Source organism: Gorillibacterium massiliense (genome assembly GCF_000455485.1).
Lineage (GTDB): Bacteria > Bacillota > Bacilli > Paenibacillales > NBRC-103111 > Gorillibacterium > Gorillibacterium massiliense.
In genome coordinates this window covers 24636-49074 of sequence record NZ_CBQR020000171.1, presented here as the reverse complement: position 1 = coordinate 49074, position 24439 = coordinate 24636, and the positions used below count along the sequence as shown (strand labels likewise).

General features: G+C 49.7%; 19 protein-coding genes and 1 pseudogene. 1 reads left to right on the top strand and 19 read right to left on the bottom strand.

Going from position 1 to position 24439, the window contains the following annotated elements; translation table 11 throughout:
- Positions 1–32: 32 nt before the first annotated feature.
- The 19 genes from TJ79_RS26385 to TJ79_RS24285 form a co-directional block, all read right to left on the bottom strand.
- Positions 33–527, bottom strand: coding sequence for a VanZ family protein (locus TJ79_RS26385; protein WP_272944766.1), 495 nt, complete (start codon positions 525–527; stop codon positions 33–35).
- A 251-nt stretch (positions 528–778) separates the two neighbouring features.
- Complete coding sequence (locus TJ79_RS24370) at positions 779–2152, bottom strand: sugar phosphate nucleotidyltransferase (protein WP_040952944.1); 1374 nt, start codon at positions 2150–2152, stop codon at positions 779–781.
- 45 nt (positions 2153–2197) lie between these two features.
- Positions 2198–4486 (bottom strand): glycosyltransferase family 4 protein, encoded by a 2289-nt coding sequence (locus TJ79_RS26980; protein WP_162162987.1) that lies wholly within the window; start codon positions 4484–4486, stop codon positions 2198–2200.
- The gene (locus TJ79_RS24360; RefSeq protein WP_040952943.1) at positions 4467–5678 is read right to left on the bottom strand and encodes a glycosyltransferase family 4 protein; all 1212 of its coding nucleotides are present in this window, start codon (positions 5676–5678) and stop codon (positions 4467–4469) included. The genes TJ79_RS26980 and TJ79_RS24360 overlap by 20 nt, the downstream gene beginning before the upstream one ends.
- A gap of 70 nt (positions 5679–5748) precedes the next feature.
- A complete protein-coding gene (locus TJ79_RS24355; protein WP_040952942.1) occupies positions 5749–7077 on the bottom strand; it encodes an oligosaccharide flippase family protein in 1329 nt (442 codons plus the stop codon).
- Entirely contained in the window at positions 7074–7727 is a 654-nt protein-coding gene (locus tag TJ79_RS26380) for a CatB-related O-acetyltransferase (protein WP_052339958.1), read from the bottom strand. Before TJ79_RS26380 ends, TJ79_RS24355 begins: the two co-directional genes overlap by 4 nt.
- The gene (locus TJ79_RS24345) at positions 7708–8889 is read right to left on the bottom strand and encodes a glycosyltransferase (RefSeq protein WP_040952941.1); all 1182 of its coding nucleotides are present in this window, start codon (positions 8887–8889) and stop codon (positions 7708–7710) included. The genes TJ79_RS26380 and TJ79_RS24345 overlap by 20 nt, the downstream gene beginning before the upstream one ends.
- Positions 8890–8912: 23 nt before the next feature.
- On the bottom strand, positions 8913–9758 hold the full coding sequence (locus TJ79_RS24340) for a glycosyltransferase family 2 protein (RefSeq protein WP_040952940.1): 846 nt from the start codon (positions 9756–9758) through the stop codon (positions 8913–8915).
- A 28-nt stretch (positions 9759–9786) separates the two neighbouring features.
- Positions 9787–10953: a glycosyltransferase family 4 protein gene (locus TJ79_RS24335; RefSeq protein WP_040952939.1), complete on the bottom strand. Its 1167-nt coding sequence runs from the start codon at positions 10951–10953 to the stop codon at positions 9787–9789.
- 32 nt (positions 10954–10985) lie between these two features.
- Positions 10986–12176 (bottom strand): glycosyltransferase family 4 protein, encoded by a 1191-nt coding sequence (locus tag TJ79_RS24330; protein ID WP_052339956.1) that lies wholly within the window; start codon positions 12174–12176, stop codon positions 10986–10988.
- Positions 12177–12180: 4 nt separating this feature from the next.
- Positions 12181–13116, bottom strand: coding sequence for a glycosyltransferase family 2 protein (locus TJ79_RS24325; RefSeq protein ID WP_040952938.1), 936 nt, complete (start codon positions 13114–13116; stop codon positions 12181–12183).
- Positions 13113–14564 (bottom strand): hypothetical protein, encoded by a 1452-nt coding sequence (locus TJ79_RS24320; RefSeq protein ID WP_040952937.1) that lies wholly within the window; start codon positions 14562–14564, stop codon positions 13113–13115. The genes TJ79_RS24325 and TJ79_RS24320 overlap by 4 nt, the downstream gene beginning before the upstream one ends.
- Positions 14565–15719 carry a glycosyltransferase gene (locus tag TJ79_RS24315; protein WP_052339954.1) on the bottom strand — a complete coding sequence of 385 codons (1155 nt, stop codon included), beginning with the start codon at positions 15717–15719 and terminating at the stop codon, positions 14565–14567.
- Positions 15720–15754: 35 nt separating this feature from the next.
- The gene (locus TJ79_RS24310) at positions 15755–17122 is read right to left on the bottom strand and encodes a UDP-glucose dehydrogenase family protein (RefSeq protein ID WP_040952936.1); all 1368 of its coding nucleotides are present in this window, start codon (positions 17120–17122) and stop codon (positions 15755–15757) included.
- Positions 17123–17145: 23 nt separating this feature from the next.
- On the bottom strand, positions 17146–17853 hold the full coding sequence (locus tag TJ79_RS24305; protein ID WP_040952935.1) for a sugar transferase: 708 nt from the start codon (positions 17851–17853) through the stop codon (positions 17146–17148).
- Positions 17854–17868: 15 nt separating this feature from the next.
- Entirely contained in the window at positions 17869–18759 is an 891-nt protein-coding gene (galU, locus tag TJ79_RS24300) for a UTP--glucose-1-phosphate uridylyltransferase GalU (RefSeq protein ID WP_040952934.1), read from the bottom strand.
- A 316-nt stretch (positions 18760–19075) separates the two neighbouring features.
- Positions 19076–19759 (bottom strand): CpsD/CapB family tyrosine-protein kinase, encoded by a 684-nt coding sequence (locus TJ79_RS24295; protein WP_040952933.1) that lies wholly within the window; start codon positions 19757–19759, stop codon positions 19076–19078.
- The gene (locus tag TJ79_RS24290) at positions 19740–20486 is read right to left on the bottom strand and encodes a YveK family protein (RefSeq protein WP_040952932.1); all 747 of its coding nucleotides are present in this window, start codon (positions 20484–20486) and stop codon (positions 19740–19742) included. The genes TJ79_RS24295 and TJ79_RS24290 overlap by 20 nt, the downstream gene beginning before the upstream one ends.
- 342 nt (positions 20487–20828) lie before the next feature.
- Positions 20829–23669: a PA14 domain-containing protein gene (locus TJ79_RS24285; protein WP_040952931.1), complete on the bottom strand. Its 2841-nt coding sequence runs from the start codon at positions 23667–23669 to the stop codon at positions 20829–20831.
- A 341-nt stretch (positions 23670–24010) separates the two neighbouring features.
- Here TJ79_RS24285 and TJ79_RS24280 point away from each other — a divergent pair.
- Positions 24011–24211 (top strand): annotated as a pseudogene (locus TJ79_RS24280) (helix-turn-helix domain-containing protein); the annotation flags it as partial.
- Positions 24212–24439 lie beyond the last annotated feature (228 nt).

Here is a 24439-nt window from a genome sequence, read left to right as displayed (position 1 = left end):
TGATACGAATTGTATCAAGTACTAAATGAAAATTAGTTTTGATTATTTATTTTCCTTTGTTTTACGCTTCTGAAAGCGGTCATAGCCAACAAACTTATTGCTACTCCCAAAGTAGCTCCGATCACATCGATCACAACATCGCTCGGTTTGCTTGTTCGCTGGAATGAACTCCGCTGGTTCCATTCATCAAGCGCCGCAATGGAAATCACGACTCCGTAAAGGAGCATAGCTTTTTTCCACTTGGCCCATTTATAGAATGTCAGAACAAAAGAAATCGCACACGCTAGCAGCCCGTACATGAATAAATGAGCCCCTTTGCGCAGGATGACTTGGGTAAATTGATAAGGGGATTTTTTAGCCTGAAGAAGCTTGCCGTTGTACTCGATCTCCATATCAGGGAGCATTCTTGCCAGCGTGTCTTCCTGAATATAGGTTCTCATTTTCGGAATAAGATTCTGTTGACTGTAGGTTTGAGACGAAAAAAAGAAAATGGCGGCTGCCACAGCAAGCAACAAAACGCCAGACACGACGCGCACGGTTATTATTCCTCCCGGATATGATACGTTCCTTTTCCTAAATAAGTTGAACGAAAGAAAGGGATGAAGGAGCGGAGAAACCGATTGTTCTGGAAAAGCGTCAGCGGTCGCCTTTGCGATCAGATTCCTACCTTTAGACAACTATATAATCAAGGAATCTTAGCGCAACAGCGATTGGAAGAATAATCAGGTTTTGCAGTGACGGAATCCTTACTATATTTCGTTCAAATTATATAGATCCCCTATTTGCACAGTTGCAAAATTTCGTCCCACTTCATGCTGAAGCGGTGAATATCTTCCTCGATAAGGGGAGTTCCACTCTGCACTTCAATGATTTCCAGATCGGTAAGGGCGCGAATGCTGTGCTTCGTACCTACGGGTACACGGATAACGTCTCCGGCCTCCAATTGCCCTACACGGTCATTCAAAACATACTCGCCCTTTCCCTGAATCACGGTCCAGACTTCGCTGCGATAGGTATGAAATTGATAACTGAGATTTTTACCCGCATCGATGCAAATTCGCTTTGTCAGCACTTCCTGTCCGTCAGGGAATTTTTTGTAGTCGAGAACGCGGTAAGAGCCCCATCTCCGCTCCTCGTACATCGGCCGCTGGTCGAATTCCTTGACGACATCCTTGACCCGGGGACTGGCTTCCTTGCAGGAAACGAGGATTCCATCCGGACTGGCGGAAACAACAATGTTGGATAATCCCAACACCGCTACGGGAATGTCCAGTTCATTGATCAGATGCGTGTTAAGCGAATCGGCGCTGACCATGCCTTTTCCAATCAGCGGAGTGGCGATTTCCTCCGTCAGCGTGTTCCACGTGCCAAGATCCTTCCAATAAGAATGATAAGGAACCGAAACGATATGCTCGGCTTTCTCGACAACTTCATAGTCGAAGCTGATTTTGGGCAGTTTGTGGTACTGTTTTGACAATTCTTCATACTGGATGGGCAGTCCGCGCTGAATCAACAGGTTGATGATCGTACTGAGCTTGAAGGCGAAGACACCGCAATTCCAAAGAGCGTTTTGGCCAATTAATCTTCGGGCTTCCTGTTCGTTCGGTTTCTCGGCGAAATGGCTAACCTTCAAGGCGCCTAAAGCATTTTCTCCTTCTGCGGCGACGTCCGGCACAATATAGCCGTATTTTTCCGATGGGTACGTAGGCTTAACGCCGATAAGCGCAAGATCAGCGCCTGTTTCATTCAAAACCCCGTCTAAAGAACTCACCGTTTGAAAAAAGGAATCGGCCACATACGGATCCACCGGCAAAATCGCGATGGTTTCGTTTAGTTTCACGCTTTCGACGGAATACAGGTATACCGCAGCCAGTGCGATAGCCGGGAAAGTGTCTCTTCGTTCCGGCTCAATAACAACTGGAGCATCAGCGCCGATCTGGCTGTGAATCAGATCCAACTGACCTCTTCCCGTTGCCAGATAGGCGTGCTCCCTCAAACCGGCGCGGGTGATCTGTCCCCATACGCGCTGCACCATGGATTCCAGCCCGCCCTGTTCGTTATTCAACACTTTAAGAAATTGTTTGGAGCGAGAATCATTGGAAAGCGGCCACAAGCGTTTGCCTGATCCGCCGGATAACAGGACAAGTTTCATCGAATCATCTCCTCTTTTCCTCTTCGACGGCTAAGGTGCATCGAGTTATCGCGGTTCCGCCACAGTCTGATATACAGGTTTAAGCCCCTTGTTGTTAGTCGTTTGTTCAACAACCCGGAGGATATGGTTTACGAACACCTCTTCGCTGAATTGCTCGGCATGACGGCGAACGGTGTACGGATCGTAAGCATTCTTGTCAAAGGTATGCAGCACCTCCGCAAGAGATTCCGCCGTATGCTCGGTAAAATACATGCCATTGACACCCGGTGCGAGGGTATCGAGAGCTCCGCCGGCCTGATAAGCGATAACCGGACGGCCGCATGCATTAGCCTCTAATGGCGTGATGCCGAAGTCTTCAATTCCCGGGAACAGAAATGCCCGGCAATTTTCCATATACTTCACGACTTCCTCATCCGGAAGCCTGCCCAGGAAAGCCACTTGCGGTCCGGCCATCCCTTCCAACCGCTTACGGTCGGGACCGTCGCCGATGATCACAAGTTTTTGTCCGATGCTGGAGCAGGCTTGAACCGCCAGATCGATCCGTTTATAAGAAACAAGCCGGGATACGATAAGGAAGTAGTCACCTTCGGCATGCTCATTAACTGTAAACCGGGATATATTAACCGCCGGAAAAACAACCGGTGCGTGCATGCCATAATGCTGCTGGATTCTCATCTGGACCACGGAAGAGTTGGCGATAATCTGGTCCACTTTCCGGGAAGTGCGCGTATCCCAGATCCGCAAAGGCATGACAAGAAGCCTAGCCGCCCCTTTCATGAGCGCCGGAACACCCGAGCCGTCCATATAGGAGTCGAAATCCCAGGCAAACCGCATCGGCGTGCTGCAATAGCACACATGAACCGCATCTTTCCTTGCCGGCGCTCCTTTGGCATAGGCGGTACTGGAGCTGAGCACGATGTCGTAATTTTTCAGCTTCATCGAGCGGACGGCAAAGGGATACAGCCAGAAAAAATGCTTGAAATATTTCATAATACCCGGTATCTTCTGCATCCAGGTGGTGCGGATGTCGGCATCGCGCAATTCGGGAAGTAGGATGCTGCGGTCTACAATGGTTGTAAAAATAGGAGCCTCCGGATACATCCGATGAAAAATCGCCACCAGACGCTCTGCGCCCCCCATTTGATTCAAGTAGTCATGAACAATCGCGATCCGCGGTTGCTTCGAGAATTTCCCGTCCGTCGCCAGATCATAAATGCTTTCGATTCGCTCCACTGTGCGGTCGATGGTAAAGAAGCGGCGAACCCGTTCGGCTCCATTTTGTCCGATGGTGCGATAAAGCTCTTCATTGTCCAAAAGCTGGCTGATGTGCCGCGCCATACCGGCGACATCGCCGATTTCGTACAGCAGTCCACTTATTCCATGCTCAATTATCTCCGGAACGCCGCCGCCATTGGTTCCGACTACCGGAAGAGCCTGGGACATCGCTTCGATGATTACCCGGCCGAATGGCTCGTGTTCCGAACAGAGCAGGAGGACATCGGCGGCGCAGCAGATGGGGATGACATCTTTGCGAAAGCCGGTAAATCGGATGTGCTGCTCGATGCCAAACTCCGCCGCCAGCTTGTGCAAATCGGCTTCATAGCGGATGTTCTCCTCGCGAAACTTCGCTTCGCCGACTATCCACACGTTCAGCTTTTTGCCTTCCCGAAGGAGTCTGGCAGCGGCACGGATGGCATCTTCCTGACGTTTCCATGGGGCGATCTGTCCGATGATGGCGAGCACCTTGGCATCATCCGGAGTCTGCAGCTCACGACGTAAATTCTCCCGAAAAAGAGCCCGGTCTTCTTGGGCAATATCGGCGATATCAAGGCCGTTATGAACGAGATGGACCTTGGCGCTCTTCTCTCCCATGCCGGCGACCACCGGTTTGGAGATGCCAATGATGCGGCTTGCACTCAACCGGGCGAAGAGCCGAATCCCCCGCCCGATGATCCCGCCAGGCGGCAAATCCCGCACATGCCAAATCACCGGTTTCCGGTGCAGCCACGCGAAGAGCGAAGCCATCATTCCGGCCCGTAAAGAATTGGCGTGAACTACGTCGACTTTTTCTTTGCGTACCGTTCGGGCAAAACGAAAGCCGGAATGGATCATTCCGGCCGCTGCACGTAAGATTCGTATGGGGTTGCGGCTTAATCTCGCGCGGTAACTGGGAGTCGGCACAACGGCTATGCCCTCGTCTCGAGCGCGGTCGAGCAATTCCCCTTCCGGCGCAAATAGGACGGGAGTAGCCTCGCGAAAATACTTGGCATTAAGCAGAAGCGATATTTCCGCTCCGCTGATGTCGCTTGTGTGATTATACAGCCCGACCTTCAAGGAAGACCCCTCCTTTCGCTTTCCGTTCGTCAATGGCTTGCAAGAAAACATCATGGACCGATCTGGCTACCTTTTCCCATGTATAGCGCTCCAGCACATGCTGCCGACATGTCTCCCTTGCCGGAACGGGACAGCCTCCAGACAGGATGGCGAGCAGCTTCTCCGTCATGGCTTCCGGACTGCCGTCGCGAAACAACAGCTCCGGGGAAAAGTGCTGCAAGATCTCCTTCGTCCCGCCATAAGGAGTCCCGAGTACCGGCGTTCCGCAAGCAAGTGCTTCTACCGTCACAAGCCCGAAGCCTTCCAACGTTACAGTCGGCACGATGCTAATATCAGCGGCTTGATACCAGCGGACCAAATCCTCATTGGATACCCGCCCTAACAGAAACACATGATCTCTCAGGTTCAAGTCTGCAATAAGCTGGTCTAGCTGGCTTCGCATAGCGCCATCACCGGCTATGAATAAAATGGTCTCCGGGAATTCCGCTACGACGGGAACCATCGCCTGAATGAGCCGATCGATCCCCATCCTTTTGGCAAGACGCCTGGCGCAAAACAATACCTGTTGCCCCTCGGCTAGCCCGAGCTCTAGGCGCAACTTATCCCGGTCGTCATGAGGAACAAACCGCTGATGGTCGGCAGCTCCCGGAATAATGTGGATGCGGCTCTCCGCAATTCTGTATTGTCTGTGCAGAATATCTTTGAAATACTCGCTGAGCACGATAAACCGATCGGATCGGCGGTAGGACATCAGCTCAATATTTTTCTTCATTTGGTATCGCAGCTTCTGGCTCAACCCCTGTCTCTTCCCATTGTCCTCAACAAGAGATTCATCCGCCCATGGGCCGTGAAAGTGGGTCACGATGGGAATGTCATCAGGCACAAGCCCCCTAGTTACGAGCGAAGCATAAAGAGCGAAATGCGGATTGAACACATCCGGACGGTAACCGCGGATCTCCTCGGCAACGGCTTTGCGGAAGGCGGAAACTCTCGCGATCGGGTTTACTTTGCCCGCCTCGCGGCTAACCTCTTTCACATAAGAAGGAGCAGACGTCTTCTCGCCGTTTGCCGTCATCAACCCTCTGACAGAGTGCCCTTCCCCTTCCATTGCCCGCAAATAGTCGGCGAAATAGCGGTTCAACCCTCCCGGCGTATGATCGATCCAACCCATTCCCGAGACCAGGATATCCATGATTCTCCTCCATTGCTTCCAATAATTTGGCTATCTCTTACTCTTTGTATGAAATGCAGTATCCTTTTTACTAATGGGCTTCAACCTGCCCGCGGCGATACCGGCTGCGCACGTTACTCAGCAGCTTCTGTGCCATAACCAGATAGGTTCTGAACGAGAATACGAACAAGTTTTTCCATTCGATGCCTCGCTTTTTTGACCAAATCAGCAAATACAGCCATTTTCCCATCGTTGCCGTCACGACGGCCAGAACCGCGCCGATACTTCCAAAAAGCGGCATCAAGACGAACATGCTGCCTACGCTCAAGCCCAACCCGAGCACTTCGCCTCCACTTACATGGATAAAGCACCCTTCCGACGAGAGAAAGTTGGACAGTACATTGCTGCAAACCCGAATCGGAGAAATGAATAACAAGATGACACCCATGATGACAGCCGGAGCAAATTCATGCCCGTAAACAAGAGGCATCAGGAAAGGAAAAGCGGCGGCGGCCAATGAGCAAGCGCCAAGGGTCGCATAAAATAGAATGCTGTGGGTGCGCTCCGCTTGGCGAATCCGCGCGGTTCCGGATAAATCCATCAGCTTCGGCCACAAATAGAAGTATAACGATCCAATGATAATAGAGGGGATAATGAAGCCTGTACTTACCGCCACAGTATAGAGCCCTAGATAATAAGTAGAGAGCATCAAGGAGATCACGATTTGATCAAGGGAACCGCCGAATATCGTGACAAGGGATTGACCATAGATTTGGATGCCTTTCCCCAGCAGGCTGCGGATATTGCTCCATAAATGTATGAATTTCGGACGGATATAGCGGAGTACCCACGACAGGACAAGAATGGCTTGCGCTCCGCTCCAAAGCATATTGACAATAACGAAACTTTTTACGTCGTACGATCCTATAAAAGTCAGAATGACGATAATCAGCAACACTCCAAAAGGAACCATCAGCCTTTGGATCATCAGAAGTCTAAATTTGTTTAAGCTTTGCAGGGTACCGGATAACCCTTCCGTCAAGACGGTTAGCGGAATGATCAAGAGATTGACCTGCGTGAGTACAACCACTTCCTTCGGATAGCTGCTCAGCAAATGAGGGACAACCACTTGTCCGATGGCCATACCCGCGAGCCCACTTAGAAAGCCAATGACCAGATAAGCTCCAAGCAACTCTTCTCTTTTTTCGGCGATGGTTTTGCCTAAGTAGATAACCGCGCCGGGTATGCCAAGGGCAAATAACCCGATGATTAATGTCGTCCATTGGGTAACGGCAGCCAATTCACCTCTGCCGGATGGACCTAGAAAGCGAGCGCTCATCACGCCTGTGCTGAAATTGACGGCCATGACAAGGAGGTTTACAAATAAACCGGATATAAAAAGCCGCTTTATGCCACTCACCTGCTTTCCTGTATTGCTGGATGTTTGTTCAAAAAGGCCGGAATATCGTCAAAATACTCGATTGCCTCCCGCAGCTTCACCTCATCCCATTCCCACCAGCGGGTGCCGGCAATCTGCTCGCAGGTTTCTTTGTCGTGCAGCAAGCGGATGGGTTTGGCGGGTATCCCGACAGCGATGGAATAAGCGGGAATATGGCCAGAGACGACGCTGCCTGCGCCGATAACGGCACCGTCTTCGATAACCGCGCCGCGCAGAATCGTGACTCCCGCCCCGATCCAGACATCGTTGCCGATGACTGGCGGCGGTTTGATCTGGCTCCACCGTTCGCCCGGACCCTTGAACCGGTTCGCTTCCGTCGTGTACCAAAAGAAATGCTTGGAGATGCCCGAGAGGGGATGCTCATCGGCGCCGATGGTAACATTCCAGCTGATGGAACAAAAGGCACCGATCGTACCGGACTGGATCATCGTATTGTGGCCGATATAAGTGTTGCGTCCGATGGAAACATCCTGGTATACCCGGCTGCCGATTTCAACGGTTACGGTCGGATCGATTTTATCCCCGGTAGGCTGCGCGGACCAATATTGAATAAAGCGGAGCCACTTGTTCAGCTTTAGGGCGACACGAATTTTAAGCTTCCTTGTATTCATTGGCGGAAACACCTCTATAGCCGTAATCTTCGACTTTTGCCTCTTGCGGCTCCGAGCGCCAATTTCCATCCGCCAGCGACTGAAGAATATCCTGAACAAACGAGGTAATACGCTCGACTTGGGTTTCTTTATTGAACAGGGGGAGCGTTCGCGGAATCCGGCTGGATTTATCGGCGATCGCGGCGCGGTCGATGGTTTGTAGGAATACGGATAGCCGGTTGCAATACGTATCTGACCAAGGGGTTCCCCCGATCATTTTATAAAATCCGACCTCCGTGAGATCATAAGCCATCGGGATCGTGCCCGTGACAATGGGCAATCCGGCCGCCAAATATTCGCTGACCTTGGTCGTATACCGGAAGCTCCCGACTTGATCGACACTCTGGGGCAAACTGGCCAGATCGAAAGCGGCCAGATAAGCGGGAACTTCTTCCCGGCTGACGCGCCCCGTAAAAATGATGTTTTTCTGTCCCCTGGCCAACTCTTGAAGCTTCGCTTTTCCCGTTCCATCACCGACGATCATGACATACAGGTCGTCCCTTACCATTTTTTGTATGCTTCGGATTAATTCGTAGCCGTAACAATAACCAATGCGTTTGTTCCAGGACAACGATCCGACGATGCCGATGACGATGGCGTCTTCGGGTATCCCGAAGGTTTCACGTACTCTGGATCTTGCCGTTTGAGCCTCATCTTCTGCAAGCTCAAACGGAGCCCATCCTGCCGCCGTTACCCCGAAGGTCGTTCCGTAAGACAACGCTCTGCCCACCAAATAAGGCGTCCACCCGATAAACCCGATGGAGCGCTTATACAATCTTTTTTCATATAAAGAAAAAAGCGGCGCTAGAAGCGGACGCTTTTTTTGAATGAAGGGGGCAATGGAATCTCCGCTGCTTACGACATACGGGATCTTTTTGAAAAGCTTGGCCAGAAGCACCGCAATGCCACCAAATAGGCCCGTACCTTCCATGATGAGCAAATCTGGCTTTTCCTTGGAGATCATTTTAAGTAAACCCCCGATGTTCCTCCATTTCTTTTTTTTATCGAAGGGATAGATTTGCGCCGGAAGCTTACTTAACAACGCCCTCAGCCGCGCCTCATCATCGCCGCCGGCTCCCTGAGTGGCAAAACCGATTATTTTCCCGGTCAATGGTACCGCCAAAATCTCCACCTCCTTTCTATCGCTTATGCCGCTTGTTTTCGTAAATTGCGGATATAGGTTAGGCTCGTTTTGCAAGTGAACGCCGCCTTGGACAACCCCTTCACTCCGCTATTTTTCAGTCCGTACGCCATGGCATGAGCCAAAGCGCCACTTAAAAAAGCAATGCCTTTCCACGGCTTGTTTTCGCTGTGATAGTACCGTTTGAATGTTACGTAAATGCGGGATGCTTCCGTATAGGGCTGATAAAGATCGCGGTTGACAGGGGAAGGGAAATGTTGATTGACCGCCGTCTCGCATAAGATGATCCGATATTGACTGTGAAAGGCTCTGGTCGTGATGTCTACCTCGTCATAGCCGTACACCAATTGTTCGTCAAACCGGATGGTCTTGAACATCTCAGCCGGAAAAAGCGTGCTGTTGATCACTACCGTCTTTAGCTCATCCCGGTTGCTGTACGCCTTCCGCTGAAATCCGAGAAAAGATTGGTCGTGAGGATGGACCAGAAATCCGTTACGTTTCTCCAATCCGGTAACAATCACATTGTCGTACGTGCCGTATTCCGCCAGCCGAAGGTCCATTTCGTTGAAAAATTCCTGATCCAGCAATACATCGTCGTCCATAAACAACACATGGGTTCCGGTCACATGCCGCAACGCGTTATTCCGGTTTGGACAAAGCCCTTTTCGCGGCCCCTCCAAGTAAGTCACTTCAGGAAAATCCGCGAGAACAAGCTCCTTTGTCCGATTGTCGGTACCGTCGTCTGAAACGATAATCTGGTGGATCGGAAAACGGGACTTCCGCACCGATTTCAAAGCATTCGCCAAATCCTCCGGACGGTTTCGCGTACATATGCATACCGATACGTTCATACAAGTCCTCCGTTTACCTGACCTAAAGTTATCCGCAAATATTCTGGTACCAAGCCACTTGCCGGTCCAGCACATCCGCTTCCAAAAAACGTTGGGAGACATTGCGCACCGCATTCTCGGAAAACGCGCGCCATAAATCCTGATCTTTAAAAATGCGAACTGCCTTTTCGGCAAATTGGGACATCTCGCCATACTCCAATAAATATCCGGTTTCCCCGTCGACAATGAGTTCCGGAGCTGCTCCGGTTCTCCAGGTTACAACCGGAAGTCCGAGACTCATCGCTTCCAAAAACGGAATCCCCAGCGTTTCCGCCCGGGAAGCCGAGACGAATAGGCTTGCTTTTCCATAGATTTGCGCCAATTGCTGGCGGGGAGTTGCCGGCATGAAATCGACCTGCTCATACACGCCCAGCTCTCTTGCCGTTTGCATGCAATATTCCTTATAGGACATGCCGTTCGGTCCGGTTGGCGTGTCCTGTCCCACCATAATCAGCCGAACCTTGAAGGCATCCTGGCAAAGATTGGTCTCTTGAAGAATCCGGATGAGATCCACGGGACCCTTCCTGCGGTCGTAGCCGCCGACATAGATCATCACGGGGCCTTGATAGTCCCCTTTTTCCCGGTCTTCCTGACCGATGGCCTTCCGGTCTATTCCGATATGGCAAATATCCACGGCTTTATCGCGCAACCCGAAATCCTGCAAGTATAAATCCTTCAAAAAGCCGGAATTCGCCAATATACCTGTGCTGAAATGCAACTGCAGCCATTCCATCACATGCTGCCGGCCTTTCTTGATCGGTTTGCCGTGAACCCGCTGCACCCAAAGGCTATGTCCGTGGCCTCTTGTGATGATCCGTCCGAACTTGCGGCGCAGCAGCAATGCCGCGTACGCGCCGTAGCCTCCCCATTCCGGGAATTCGATGACGTCGAATCTTTGGGTACGCAGCCAGTTGTAAACATAAAGCCCCCACGGAAGCTTGCCTCCGGATATGCCCGCATACCGGATGCCGCCTTCGCGGAACTCAAACTCTTCCTTTTGGCAGTAACAAGCGATCGTAACCTCGTGGCCCATTTCCGCGAGCATCCGGCAGTAGCGCAGCGTGTACTGGCCGATGCCTCCGGGAATGATGGCGCCGGGGCCTGCTATTTCTTCGCCGACTACCATGCAGATTCTAAGCTTTTTCCCCGTCTCCATTGCTTACCTCCGTACGCTGGGCAGCGTTATCTTCAAATGGTTTTCATCTCCCGGACACCGCGAGAATCCTTCTCGGATACCGCCTGCTCAAACAGGTTCAAATACCGTTCAGCCATGATCCTCCAACTGAACTGTTCCGCAACCCGCCGTGCTTGCTCTGCCATTTTCTTCCGCATATCTGCGTCCTGGCTCAAAAAAACCATCAGGTTGGCCAGATCGGTCCGGTTCTCGGAATCCTCCAAAACGAACCCCGCTGTCACCCCATCCCGATCGGACATCGAAACCAGATCGGCGACTCCCGACTGGTAGGAGGTAATCACAGGCAAGCCGGATGCCATCGCCTCCAGCACCACCAAGGTACAAGCTTCGTAGCGGGAAGGAAAGACGAAGAAGTCGACTGTTTTCATAATGTCGGCCACGTCCCGGCGGTAACCGAGAAACTGGACACGTTTGGATAAGCCAAGACGTTCCGCCATTGTCGGATAAGGGCTTTCTCCGTCGGCGCCAACCACTGCCAGCAGCAGATCGGGAACCCGCTGCATCGCCTTCAGCACGGAATCCAAATTTTTTCTGGGGGATTTGATATCCCCAACAAAAAGCGCCAATAGCCCTGTCCCGTGAAGCCCCAAGCTCTCTCTCGTTATCGGATGCTCGGCATCCATCGGCTGGAATTCTTCCAAGCTGACCCCGTTGTAAATGACTTCAAATGGCCGATCGGCCAAACCGATGGCCACCAGTTCCTTCTTCACCTTATCGGATACGGGAACCAGACGCCGGGCACGGGAATAAGCCCATTTTTCCAATAGGCTATTTAAGGAAGTAAAAAGAAATTGGTAAACTCCAAACCCGTTTTTACGCAACCGGAAAGGATGCACCTTGGATTTGATCCATGAGCTGTGCACGAAATGGACAACATTGATGTCGCTTGATAACCAGGTGATAAATCCGTTCATAACCACCAAATCGTAATGCCTTCGCTTGAACAGCAACAGCACACTGGAGATCAAAGCAAAAATCTGATTTTTCAAAAGCTGTGTCGGCCAACCTTTTACCGGAATTTGCACCCAATGCACATTGGGGTATCGAAGAAACTCCTCTGCAACCTCCGTTGCATACAACTCCAGCTGAATGTCCCGCTTGACCGCTTCTTTGAGAATCTCGTAATTCACCCTGCCCTGGCCGTCGCCTTTGACGAATTTGTGGGTGACGATACAGATCCGCATGACTTCACCCGCTTCCCGGATCTATCTTCAAACCGTGATAAAACCCGATAATTCTTCCTTTCCACACTACCGCTACCTTCCGTCCTGCATGGGAATGAGGCTTTACCGCGAGCCGCGCCCATTGCACAAGGCCAGGCGACGAAGCTGTGCCGATGAGTATCGACCAAGCCAAGAAGATAATCCTACGCAGTAGGCCCATATGCCGGCTTAAGGTGACGGTTTCGTTGTAAACCATATTAAAATGAGAAACAGCGTTGTATTGATTCCGCTTATCGGAATCATGGCGTTGAGCCGGGTAATGGTCTACGGCAACCAACGGATCATAGATGAGCTTCCAGCCCGATCGCTTTACGGAATAACTGAAAGCCAGATCGTTGTGTACCTGGGCGCCCGATCCCCTCAGCTTCTCTTCGAACCATTTGCCGCGGATCGCCGCTCTGCGGTAGCTCATGTTGGCTCCCTTAAGCAAATCCACTTCTCTCGCCGGTCCGACGCCAAGATGATGATTTCCGATAACCCGCCCGAACCACTGGATTTTGCCGACCACCGGACGCGACTCCGATAAGATGCGGCTTCCCTCGTGGACCCAATCCCGTCCGCCGACTCCTCCTACTGCAGGATCGCTCAGAAAATGGCTTTCGATGCGCTGCAGCCAATCCTTTTTCGGGATGGTATCGTCATCGGTAATGGCAATGATGTCTCCCCGGCTTTCCGTAAGTCCGCGGTTTAAGGCAGCCACTTGACCGGGAACGGCAACCGTGATCACACGGAGGGACAAATCATGATAATCCAGTTTTATTAGAGCCTCCAAAGTGTCATGATCGTTATAACGAACGATAACCAACACTTCGTCAGGCATTCGGGTTTGCGCACGAATTCCCTCCAGACAACGCAGCAAATCGTCAACGCGGCGGTAAGTCGGTATGAGGACAGTGATCATTCTTTCATCGCCTGCTCTTGATAGATTCTTGATTTTTTCACATAAGCCCGGTCCATATAACCGATACATATCCAAATCAAAGCCGCCGTAGAGTAATTGCCGCCGATGCACCATCCGCCGATCGTCGATATCAAGATTCCCCAAATCGCGAAGGACAGCGGAGAATTATCCAATTTGTAGAGCCTGTAAGCGGATTTCAAACCTTTTACAATGATAAAGAAGTAAAGAACGAACCCGATAATGCCATCCGATATTAAAATGTTCGTAAGATCGACTTCCGTGCCAATAACCCCTGAACCCAGCTTTGCGCCTGCTATTGACCCTGTGCCCAGTCCATAACCAAGAGGATTAGTCAATCCTCGAACGAAACCATCCATTATTATTTTCCAGTGCAAACCGACCGTGGAATGCTCATCATCCAAAGGATTTGCGAGTCCATCAACCTGATGGGCGATCAATGCATTATCATTGGGATTGATATTGATAATCGCGATATAGGCGCCTGTCGTTATGAGTAAAGTCACGATGGTAACAATCGTCCGGGATTTTCGGGTTCGAGCCGACAAAATCGACAATAGAGAAATTGCGATCATCGTCGTCAACGCCGCGCCTCTCTGAGAGGTCATGAAAATCGCATAGAAGAGCAAGGGGAGAGGCAGCAAGAATGGCAGCTTGCTGGAATTTGCTTTCAGCATGAACGCCCAACAGATAACAGCAGATATGGATAAAAACTGCGCATATTCGTTAGCGCTCGTGAAAGTCGAAATGGCGCGCATCATGCCTTGGACGTTAAGCGAGCTGTAGTTCGTCATGTTCATCCAGGTGATTTCAAAACTGTAAAATCCCAAGTAAATCTGCTTCAATCCGTATAAAGCCAATATGCAAGCGATAATAGGAATGACTTTGATAAAGCGGATCATCATTTTTTCGGAAAAATGCTGCCGGGATAATGTCATCCACATCAGCGGGGTTATATAGAACATTGCTCCCGCCATTCCCGCCAATAAACTGCCCTGCATGGGATTGAATACCTGCATGATATGGACGAACAACAGCCAGCGGACCAAAGAAAAAAACTTACTGTCATCCAGTTCGAGTTGTTTGCGGAAGAAGCGCTCGTAGTAATAATTGAACCCGAAAAAACAAACCATGCCAGGGACAATAGCGACGATTGGGTCGAAGCCCGACCAGCCGGCGAATGGAATAAGTGCCCGGCGAATAAAGCCCAGGATGGGAAGCAGGATAAACATCGCGATAAGGGCTTTGTTTGGCTTTATTAAACTGATGGCATAAAAAATAAGCCCCAGTCCGATTGCCAGCAGCATGCGCAGCCGGTATGGCTCCAAGACCATTGCCGTTCCAAGATAATAAGCGATATAAACAGATAAGAGAGTAATCCAGGTTGCTTTTACATAAGGTTTTTGGAGGACGCCAGTCATCATTCTCATCTACATTTGAATCCTCCCTTCCATAGGCTCGGTATACGTTTGATGTATCGTTCCGGAAAGGATGGCGGCTGTTTCCGCCGATAAGCGCCCTGTATGGAAATATCCTGCACGCAGGATTCCTTGCTTGCTTAACTTTTCCTCAAGTTCCGGAGATTTTAAAATGGCGGCGATAGACTCCGATAAGGCGGATGCGTTATTCATATCTACCAATAGGCCGCTTTCGCCCGGCTCGATTATTTCCATAGGACCGCCTTTTTGCGAAGCGACGACCGCTTTGCCAAGCGCCATCGCCTCAATGACCACCATGCCGAATGGTTCCGTTCCGGTAGAACAGTGCACAAATACATCAAAAGCCTGCATCCACAGCGGAACATCCTGCTGCTGGCCGGCAAAGAGAACTTTATCCGCAATATCTGCCCTACGGGCAAGCTGCCGCAGTTCTTCGGGATAATCAGGCTCGGAAAAATGCTCTCCACCCACGATCACGACATACAAATCGGGGCATTCGCGGACGGCTAACCCAGCTGCTTCAATCAATTGGTGCATGCCCTTCCATCTCTGCAGTCTTCCGACCGTGCCGACGATTTTGGCGTTTTCCGGCAAGTCCAAGCGTCTCCTGGCTTCCTGCCGATTGGGCAGCTTTCCGGGATCAAACCGCTGCAACTCTACGGCCGGATAAACAACCCGGATTGTCATCCGGGGCGATACCTTGCGCTGCGCTGCGGCGGCTGTCTCGGAGCAGCTAAGAATAAGCTTAGCCGGCAGCCTGCTGATCAACCAGTCGCTCCAACCCTTCTTGGCCAAACCATGCTGCCACCAAACAGCGGGAATACCCGCGGCAACCGCACCGACTGATGCATAGAGATGCGCTTTTCCCATCCAGGACATCACCAGTTGCAGCTTCTCCCGTTTCATCCAACGGAATAAAGCGACAGCCGTTTTAGCAAATGACCAAAGACTGCGCAACCGGCCTGCAGGATAAACCGCTACCGAATAACCTAAATCTTGCGCCTGCTGCACCAAAGGTCCGTGTTCCAGAAAAGCCAAGCTGTACTCAACTTTCTCCGCTTCCCGGTTTGCCTTAAGCAGATGGAGCAGCATGAGCTCTGCTCCGCCACGCTGTTCAGCAAGCGGCATGACGATTCCGACTTTCATGACATCCCCTCCGGGAAGCTTTCGATCATTCAATCTCACAAGGTAACCGGCTCGCCCTTTTTGTTGCTTAAGCCGATCCCCCGATATTCCAAATCGTCGCGTTTCGACTCCTCATAAGCGTTACGCCCGTCGATTAAGAGCGGCCGCTTCATCGTATGCAGCAGCCATTCCGGGTCGAGAGTCCGGTATTCCGGCCATTCGGTCAGCAATACAGCGGCATCCGCCTGACTCAGAACATTCAACAGATTCGCATCCAGAATGACGTTTTCCGGAAGATGCGGTTTTGCTATCTCCATAGCTACGGGATCGTGAGCGTAGACCACTGCTTCTTGTAACGCAAGTTCCTGAATAATCGTCAGGCTGGGAGCATCTCGTAAGTCGTCGGTTCCCGGCTTAAATGTGAGGCCCAAGACGGCGATCTTTTTACCGGCTAACGCCCCCAATTCCTGCTTCAGCTTATCGATCAACCTATATTTCTGCGCATTGTTGACTTCAATGACAGCAGAGAGCAGCTTAAAATCATACCCATTGGTATCGGCTATATACCGCAAAGCCCGGGTATCCTTGGGGAAGCAGCTGCCGCCATACCCGATGCCCGCCTGCAAAAAGGATGGACCAATCCGCGGGTCTTCGCCGATAATCCGCGCGATTCGGGTTACATCCGCACCGACAAGATCACATACATTGGCAATCTCATTAATGAAGCTGATCTTCATAGCGAGAAAAGCGTTTGCCGCATATTTCGCGAGCTCAGCGCTACGGATGTCGACTGCGATAAAGGGGACTTGAGCTAATTCTTTCGGCCGTTTCATGCCAGGGGGTTCCGAAAAGCTTTGGTCAATAAGCGGCTGATAGAGCCTGCGGAGGGTTTGTACGGCAGGTTCACTGCCACCGACGACGATCCGGTCCGGATAAAGAGTATCGGTCAGCGCCCGTCCTTGTCTTAAAAATTCCGGATTGCTGGCCATGACTACACGATCAGCCAAACCTTCCGATGCGATGATCGCAGCGAATTCATCGGCGGTTCCAACCGGCACCGTGCTTTTATTCACGATCACCGTCTGTTCGGTTTTATTCTTAATCGAACGCACCGTCTGATTAAAAGCTTCATGCAAGTATTCTAAATTTGGCGATCCGTCCGGATAAGCCGGCGTCCCGACTGCCAAAAAAACCACTTCCGCATTGGCGACGGCTTCCTTGATGGAAGTCGTAAACTCCAACTGCTCCTGCACCATTTCCAACATCTGTTCCAATCCCGGTTCGTAAAAAGGGGCAACGCCCGCGGAAAGCTTTGCAATTTTTCTTTCATCGATATCCGCGCAAACGACTTGATGCCCTAGATGCGCGAGGGATACGCCGGTAGTCAAGCCGACATATCCCGTACCCATTACGGTAACCTTCATCAGAAAACCCCTTCCCGGCTGGATCAGTAAGCGCTGTTTGGAGAAACCACGATCCATACCGTCTTGATTAAAAGCTTCAGGTCAAGAAATAAACTTCTCTCCTGAATATATTTGAGGTCCAGTTCGACCATCTGTTGAAAGCTCAAGCTGTTGCGGCCGCTGACCTGCCACAAGCCTGTGCAGCCGGGAGTGACCAAGAGGCGCAGCTTGTCATAGCTCGTATATTCAGCAACTTCCCGATCCAAAGGCGGCCTGGGTCCAACGAGACTCATCTCGCCTTTCAAAACATTCCAAAGTTGGGGGAGCTCATCGATGCTTGTTTTGCGGATGAACTTTCCGATTTTTGTTATGCGCGGATCGTTCTTCATTTTGAACATAGCGCCTTCCACTTCATTCTGATCAGTCAGATCCGCCAACAGTTCCTCCGCATTAGAGACCATGGAACGGAATTTGTACATGTAAAAGGTTCTTCCATCTTTCCCGACCCTGATCTGTTTGAAGAAGACTTTTCCTTTCGGATCTTCCCGTTTGATCAGGATGGCAAGCACAAGGAAAAGAGGGACGAGTGCAATAAGTCCGAAAAAAGCGCTGATTATATCCAGTACTCGCTTGCTGAAGCTGTACCATTTGTGTTGATTGGATTGAAGGAGCGGATAAACTCGTGCCCTTGGCTGCTCGGCATAGTAGGACCGGTTATTCAACGCTTCAGCTTCCATGGATATATTCCGCATGTTCTACGCCCCTTTTTAACCAATCACTTTTGGCATATTGTCTCTAGCAATTAATTGTTCCATTGCATGAAGCAGCGGCTCGCGCAGTTCATTGTTCTTCAAAGCAAAATCCAATGTAGTGAGGATGAATCCCAACTTCTCGCCTACGTCGTAACGGCGTCCTGTAAAGTGGTAAGCAAAAACGTTTTGCACTTCATTGAGCCGACCGATGGCATCGGTCAATTGAATCTCACCACCGGCTCCAGTTTCCTGCATTTCAAGAAAATCGAAGATTTCCGGCGTCAGTACGTAGCGGCCCATGATCGCCAAGTTCGAAGGTGCTTTACCGAGAGCCGGCTTCTCCACGAAATTACGCACCTTGTAGAGACTGCCATCCCGATAGATCGGATCGACGATGCCATAGCGCTGGGTTTCCGCATCCGATACCGGCTGCACCCCGATGACTGAGGAGAACGTCGTCTCGTATTGGTCAATCAATTGTTTGAGGCAAGGCGGCTCGCTTACGACAATATCGTCACCGAGCAGAACGGCAAAGGGCTCGTCGCCGATGAAGCGTCTTGCGCACCAAACCGCATGACCCAAGCCTTTCGGTTCTTTTTGGCGGATGTAGTGGATATCGACCCTAGAAGAGCGTTGAACTTCCTCCAAAAGCTTTAGTTTTCCGCCTTCCTCCAGCTTGGCTTCTAACTCAAAAGCGTGATCAAAGTGATCTTCAATGGCGCGTTTCCCTTTTCCCGTTACGATAATGATGTCTTCAATGCCCGATTCGATCGCCTCTTCCACAATGTATTGGATGGTAGGCTTGTCGATAATGGGGAGCATTTCTTTCGGCATCGCCTTAGTGGCCGGCAAAAATCGAGTCCCCAAGCCAGCAGCTGGAATGATGGCTTTTTTTACGGTCTTCATCAGTTGGATCTCCTCCCTTGCGATAATAGTGGTAGATAGAATGGCGGCGGCAGTCAATCATCTGTCGTAAGCGATGATGTAAAAAAAATAGCTATACCGACTTGCTCTATGCAAAGCGGCATAACTATCTTTTTTACGATTTCATATCACTTTATTTATAGAAGGGCATCAAACCCGCCCTCACACCACACCACCGACGATTAACGTCTAAGGTCTGCGAAACCCACAGCATGGTCGAGTGCCTACATTGATAAAGGTAAGTAGGCATCACCTTATGAGCCAATCAAGAATAATAGATAGAATTGATTTTCAGAGATTAGCGAGCAGCCCCGTAATAAGCAGTGGCATCGAAATCGGAGCGATTTGCCTTATTGATCACGATCCCCAAGAGATTCGCATTTACTTGAGCCAAACTAGTCTTCACTTTCTTGGCCCACTCCTGCTTGATTTTGCCGTATTCGACCACCAGGAGGACTCCGTCTGCCCGAGCTGCAACGATTTGTGCGTCAGCGACTTTCAAAATCGGAGGAGTATCGATGATGACCATGTCATACTTTTCCTTCAAGATATCCAGCAGGGCATCCATTCTCCGCATAGTCAACAGCTCTGCTGAATTGGGTGGGGTGGCACCGGCGGGAATGAGGGCAAGACCAGGAATGTGGGTGTCCATTATGATTTGTTCTAACGGAATTTGCATGGCCAAATAGTTAGCCAATCCGCTGAGATTGTTCGGTGCAAAATACCGGTGTACGCTAGGGGCCCGGAGATCCGCATCGACCAGTATCGTGCGTTTCCCTGCTTGTGCCAGAGATACGGCCAGATTCACCGCGGTATGGGTCTTCCCTTCACCTTTCTGGGACGAAGTAAACATCAGCACCTTTACATCCTTGCCCACAGAGGAAAACTCGATATTGGTACGCAGCTTGCGGTAGGCTTCGCTATAGGGCGACTCGGGATTGGTATCCATTAAAATCAGGCTTTTATCGGTTTGCTGTTGCATATTGCGCTTCACCTACTCTCCCGCTTTTCCTCGTTTGAGGCTGGAAATCTTTTGGGTTTAGTTTGGCTGCTACCGTCAGCACCGGAACTCCGAACAAGTTGGAGACGTCCTCTTCGTTCTTCAACCGGGTATCCATGTACTCCCAGAGGAAAATGATGCCGATGGAGAAAAGCAGCGCAACCATGAAGCTGAGGATGACATTCTGTTTCATGTTGTCGTTGATGGGAGCAGCGTGATCATTCAAGGAGGCTTCACTCAAGATGAAAATATTATCGATCTTCATCAAAGAAGGGACTTCGTTCTTGAAAACCGTGACAATGGCGTTTGCGGCTGTAGCCGCCCATTTATAATCAGTAGCATTTACTGAAATCACCATAACCGGCGTCCGGGTTAACACATCGACATGAGCCATATGCAGAAGACTTTTCGAGGATACGTTCAATTCGGGAAATTGCTGCACGACTTTATCCATAACCGCAGTCGATAAAATGATTTCTCGGTATGTGGTCGTAATCGCGATATTCGTTGCAAGTGCACCCATATCCATCTGTTCTTGACCGTAATCTCCACTGCTGACTTTATTCACGATCACTTTACTGGATGCGGTGTAGATAGGAGTAATGTACTTATTTGTGTAATACCAGCTTGTTATAGGAGCGATGGTGACGATCAAAAGAATGAGCCATATACGTTTCTTCACAATACCCCAATATTGTTTAATTTCCATATTTTACCTCCAGTATTGTTAGGATACGACTCATTGTGAGTTTTATAGGACCCAACCTAACGTTTTGATACATTACGTATCTTTTATATCTTTTACTTTATGATACATTTCGTATCATGTCAATCGGTTTTTCGCAAATGTCTGTGATTTTTTTTACGGAAAGGCTTTCAAAATGTGCTTCGCTTGAAGAAGCTATACTTAATTTCCCGGATGAAAATGCTTCTAATTTGTGACAGCGTTTCTCGTAAGCGTTTCAATAGATAAGATTGCTAGGGATGCGTAAATAAATACGCATATATAAACAAAAAAAAGAGGCTTTCGCCTCTTTCCTTTTTCCTTACGTTATTTCCACTTCACTCCACTCACATCGTAATCCCATTGCGGAAACTTGGTAATTGGACCCTGATGCTGTAGTTGTATTTTCACGCCTTCGCCTACGCTAAGTTTTGGAATCCGCACAACCGCCTTTTTCCCCTTCTCCACTTTCAATTGAACCATTTGCAGCGAGTTATCCGAAGGAGAAACCGCTTGTCTCGGCTGATCATTGGAAGCCCAAAATAAAGACATAGAATGAGGATTGTCATTATATAGGCTGTAGGAAAGAGTGAGATTGTAAGTCGTTCCAGCCTTCAAAAAGACCTGGCCGCTTTTTAATCCAGTATTCAAGGGGATCACGGTTTGATTTCCGATTTTCAGTTCATGCTTGCTGCTGTCCGAATTTATGATGAAGGTATAAGTGTCGTCCTTATCCGGTGTAATCGTGCCTGTCCATCGGTAAGATCCCTTGCGCGAGGAGAGAGTTTTATTGTACTGGATGAGTCCGATATCTTTCTCATTAAGCGGCTCCGTAAACCGTTCGTCTTTATAGGCCTTCTCTGTAAAAGTGCCCCCTGTCCGCTGAGGATAGCTACCCCACGTGATTTTGGCGGTGCCGTCTACATTGGGAACGAAGGAAAGGGTAGCTCCGGCGCCACCTTGCGCGCTTGACAGGACTGAATCCATAATGAGGGGCCCATCCGTCTTTTCTTCCACCATGAGAAAACGGGGGTAATCCACGGTGCCCAAATCCACAGTAAGCGTATCGCTGCCACCTTGAACGTTCTCAACAGGAAGCTTTTTGTCCGTCAAGGGATCGTACACATAGACATTCGCATTCTTGCCGACAAGGTTAGAAAGGGTTACCCGGAACTTTTGCTCCGGCATATCGTAACGGTCGGACTTCAGGACATTTTCTTCAGGTTTATAAGATTTCGTCAGATCCCTCGTAACGACATAATAACCGATCGCGTACTTGTTATCGTCCAACTGATACGGCAAGACAGCCAAGTCATCCCGATTGTAAAGAGTGGGGTGATCCGCTGTACCATCTCCCTGCAGGACAACCTGAGGATTGAATTCCTCCACCCGCTCCACTTTCAAATCACGCACATTCGTGATCGGTACTCCCTGGGACATGAGGCGAGTAACGTTGTGGATCGCTTCCCACTGTTTGCCCGCGGTATTTCGGACGCCTGCTGTAAGAGTGCCGTTTGATTTCGATAATTCGTTATAAAAAGCTTCTGGCAAAAAGGAAAATTCACTGTCCTTTGATTTTGCGGCGTAAAGCTCAACCGTGTTGATTCCTTTATGGCCATAGAAGGTGAATATTCGTAGAGCCGCTTTGGCTGCAATATCCTGCATCAGGTTGGATATCGCCGGATCGCTTATCGGTTTCCCGGATGCCGAGCTTACATCTTGAGCGAAATCCTTGCGGTAAAAGTTAGTCTCCGTCATCCAGACTTCCGCCTGATGCCCGTCGCCCGGATTCGAGTAACGGTAATGATTGTCAAATAGATTGGGGAAAGGCTGCAAATCTCGAACGATATTCTCCGTCGTGGACGCATAAAACCAACTCTCTGGAAATGCACTCACAAACTCTGGCACATATCCCGTTTCCCCAGCGTCCAAAAGGTTTTTCGTAGCATCGGCTTTTGTCACACTGATATAAGAATCCTTAGAACTGTAACCGGTATAATAATGTCGGCTGAAGCCCGTTTGCCCATTCCACAAATCTGCCCCGTTATCCCATGGCCGCTGATTGGAAAAGCCGTTAATCACTTTGACGCCGGGAAGTTTATTTTGCGGATTGCGAATGTATTGGATGGTGAGAGGAAGGATGGTTTCGACGCCCTCCACTTTTTTTCCGTTCTCTTCATAACGAATCGGCTGGGAAAAGACCGGCTTCGGATCATAATAATTTTCAATCTTCGTGAACTGGCTGCCAAAAGAAAGCTCATTCCAGACCTCGACATCAAATCCGGCATCCGTTTTTCCCGTAGTCCCAAGAACGTCGCGGACAAATCCCGTTACGGTTTTCACATAGCGGAGCCAGCCGTCCAGAGTTTCCTGGGCAGCGGGATTGCTTGTCCCATCCGCATATGTTTTACCGGAAAAAGGTTGATATTTCAATTTCGTCAAATCAACATTTCCCACTGGCAAATCCTTAGGCAAGGGAGCTGAAAGGGTAGCTTGTCCGGTCGCGGCATCTACTTTTGTTATGACCGGATACATGGTCTGATATGCCATATTCTGCAGCCCTGTATAGTACGGTTTAATTTGCTGGACATCACTCAAGTAGATCACTCGGTCCCCTTTTTTGGCGGCCCGAGTCAATTGGATTCTCATCTTTTGATTGGGAGCAGGCAAACCGGAATTTGCATTTAGCAGAATGAGAGGACGAATACCGGCATTCTTCAAAGCGGTAATAACCGCCCTTGTGCTTTCAGGATCAACCAGCTTGGTTTCATCCGCATAAGAGACGGAGCCCCAGCCGATTTCAACACGGGCGGAACGGATACCGGCTTCCTTCAGTACTTGAGCAGCAGTTGCCGCTTCCTTGCTTGTAACGTTGAAATTGATACCCAGCACGTTATTCCATGCTGTTGCGCTGCGGGTATCCATATAGGATCGCCATGGTGTGAGAAAATAGGAACGTTTTCCGAAAGGGATCTCCTGCTGACTCCAATCCTCGTAAGCGCCATTCAGCAGCGCCCAATTACCTGCTGCGCCAACTTTGCCTTGATCTGCTTCAACGCCATTGCCTACCGCCATGCTGGCATTTCCGCCTGCCGCCAATACAGCCACAACCGTTGCAACCGGGACAATGATTTTCGACATGACCTTCTTTCGGAGTGATTTTTTCATTCTACGTTAGTTCCTCTCCTTTTTATTTTTCTGGAAGCACCAACTATATTATTCCATAAAATCCCTCCATACAATGATTTTCGACATTTGACGGAAAATTTTGAATAATAACTTTTTTGAAATCGTCACACTCAGATGTAATAATTCCCCTTTACAGAAAGGAATGGTGGTGTTCCAACTTTTTTCTCAACTGTTTCTCATTTTCCCCTTTCCTTTTTAGTTAAAATCCTCTATGATAGATGTGATACAATTTGTATCAATTGGAACATTCAATCATTTTACAAACGCTTCCATTTTTTGGACAGATCGCGAAAATCCCTCATGTAAAGGAGCGCACTATGATAAACTGTGGAGATCGCATCACATTATTGCGTGAGCATTACGGTTTCACGCAGGAAGAATTGGCGCATAAACTGGGCATTTCTCGTTCTGCCCTTTCCCACTATGAAAAGAACCGCAGAACGCCTGATTATGAGACGCTCATCAATCTTGCCGACCTGTTCCAAGTATCGGTTGACTACATGTTTGGGCGAACCAAACATAACGAGCGTGAACATCTCGCCTAATAGAAAGACACAATAAATCCACATTCCTCATGTATTACCTGGAAGCAAGAGGTAAGTTTCACATGTGAAACGAGGATTTTTTCGAATTGTAAAAATTGATCATCCGCATGAAAAGAGATAAGCGTCAGAATAGGCAAACGTTTGCGCTTTTGAACAAAGAAAAATCCTCTTCACCCGGACGATGAGAGGATTTCCATTAGAAAC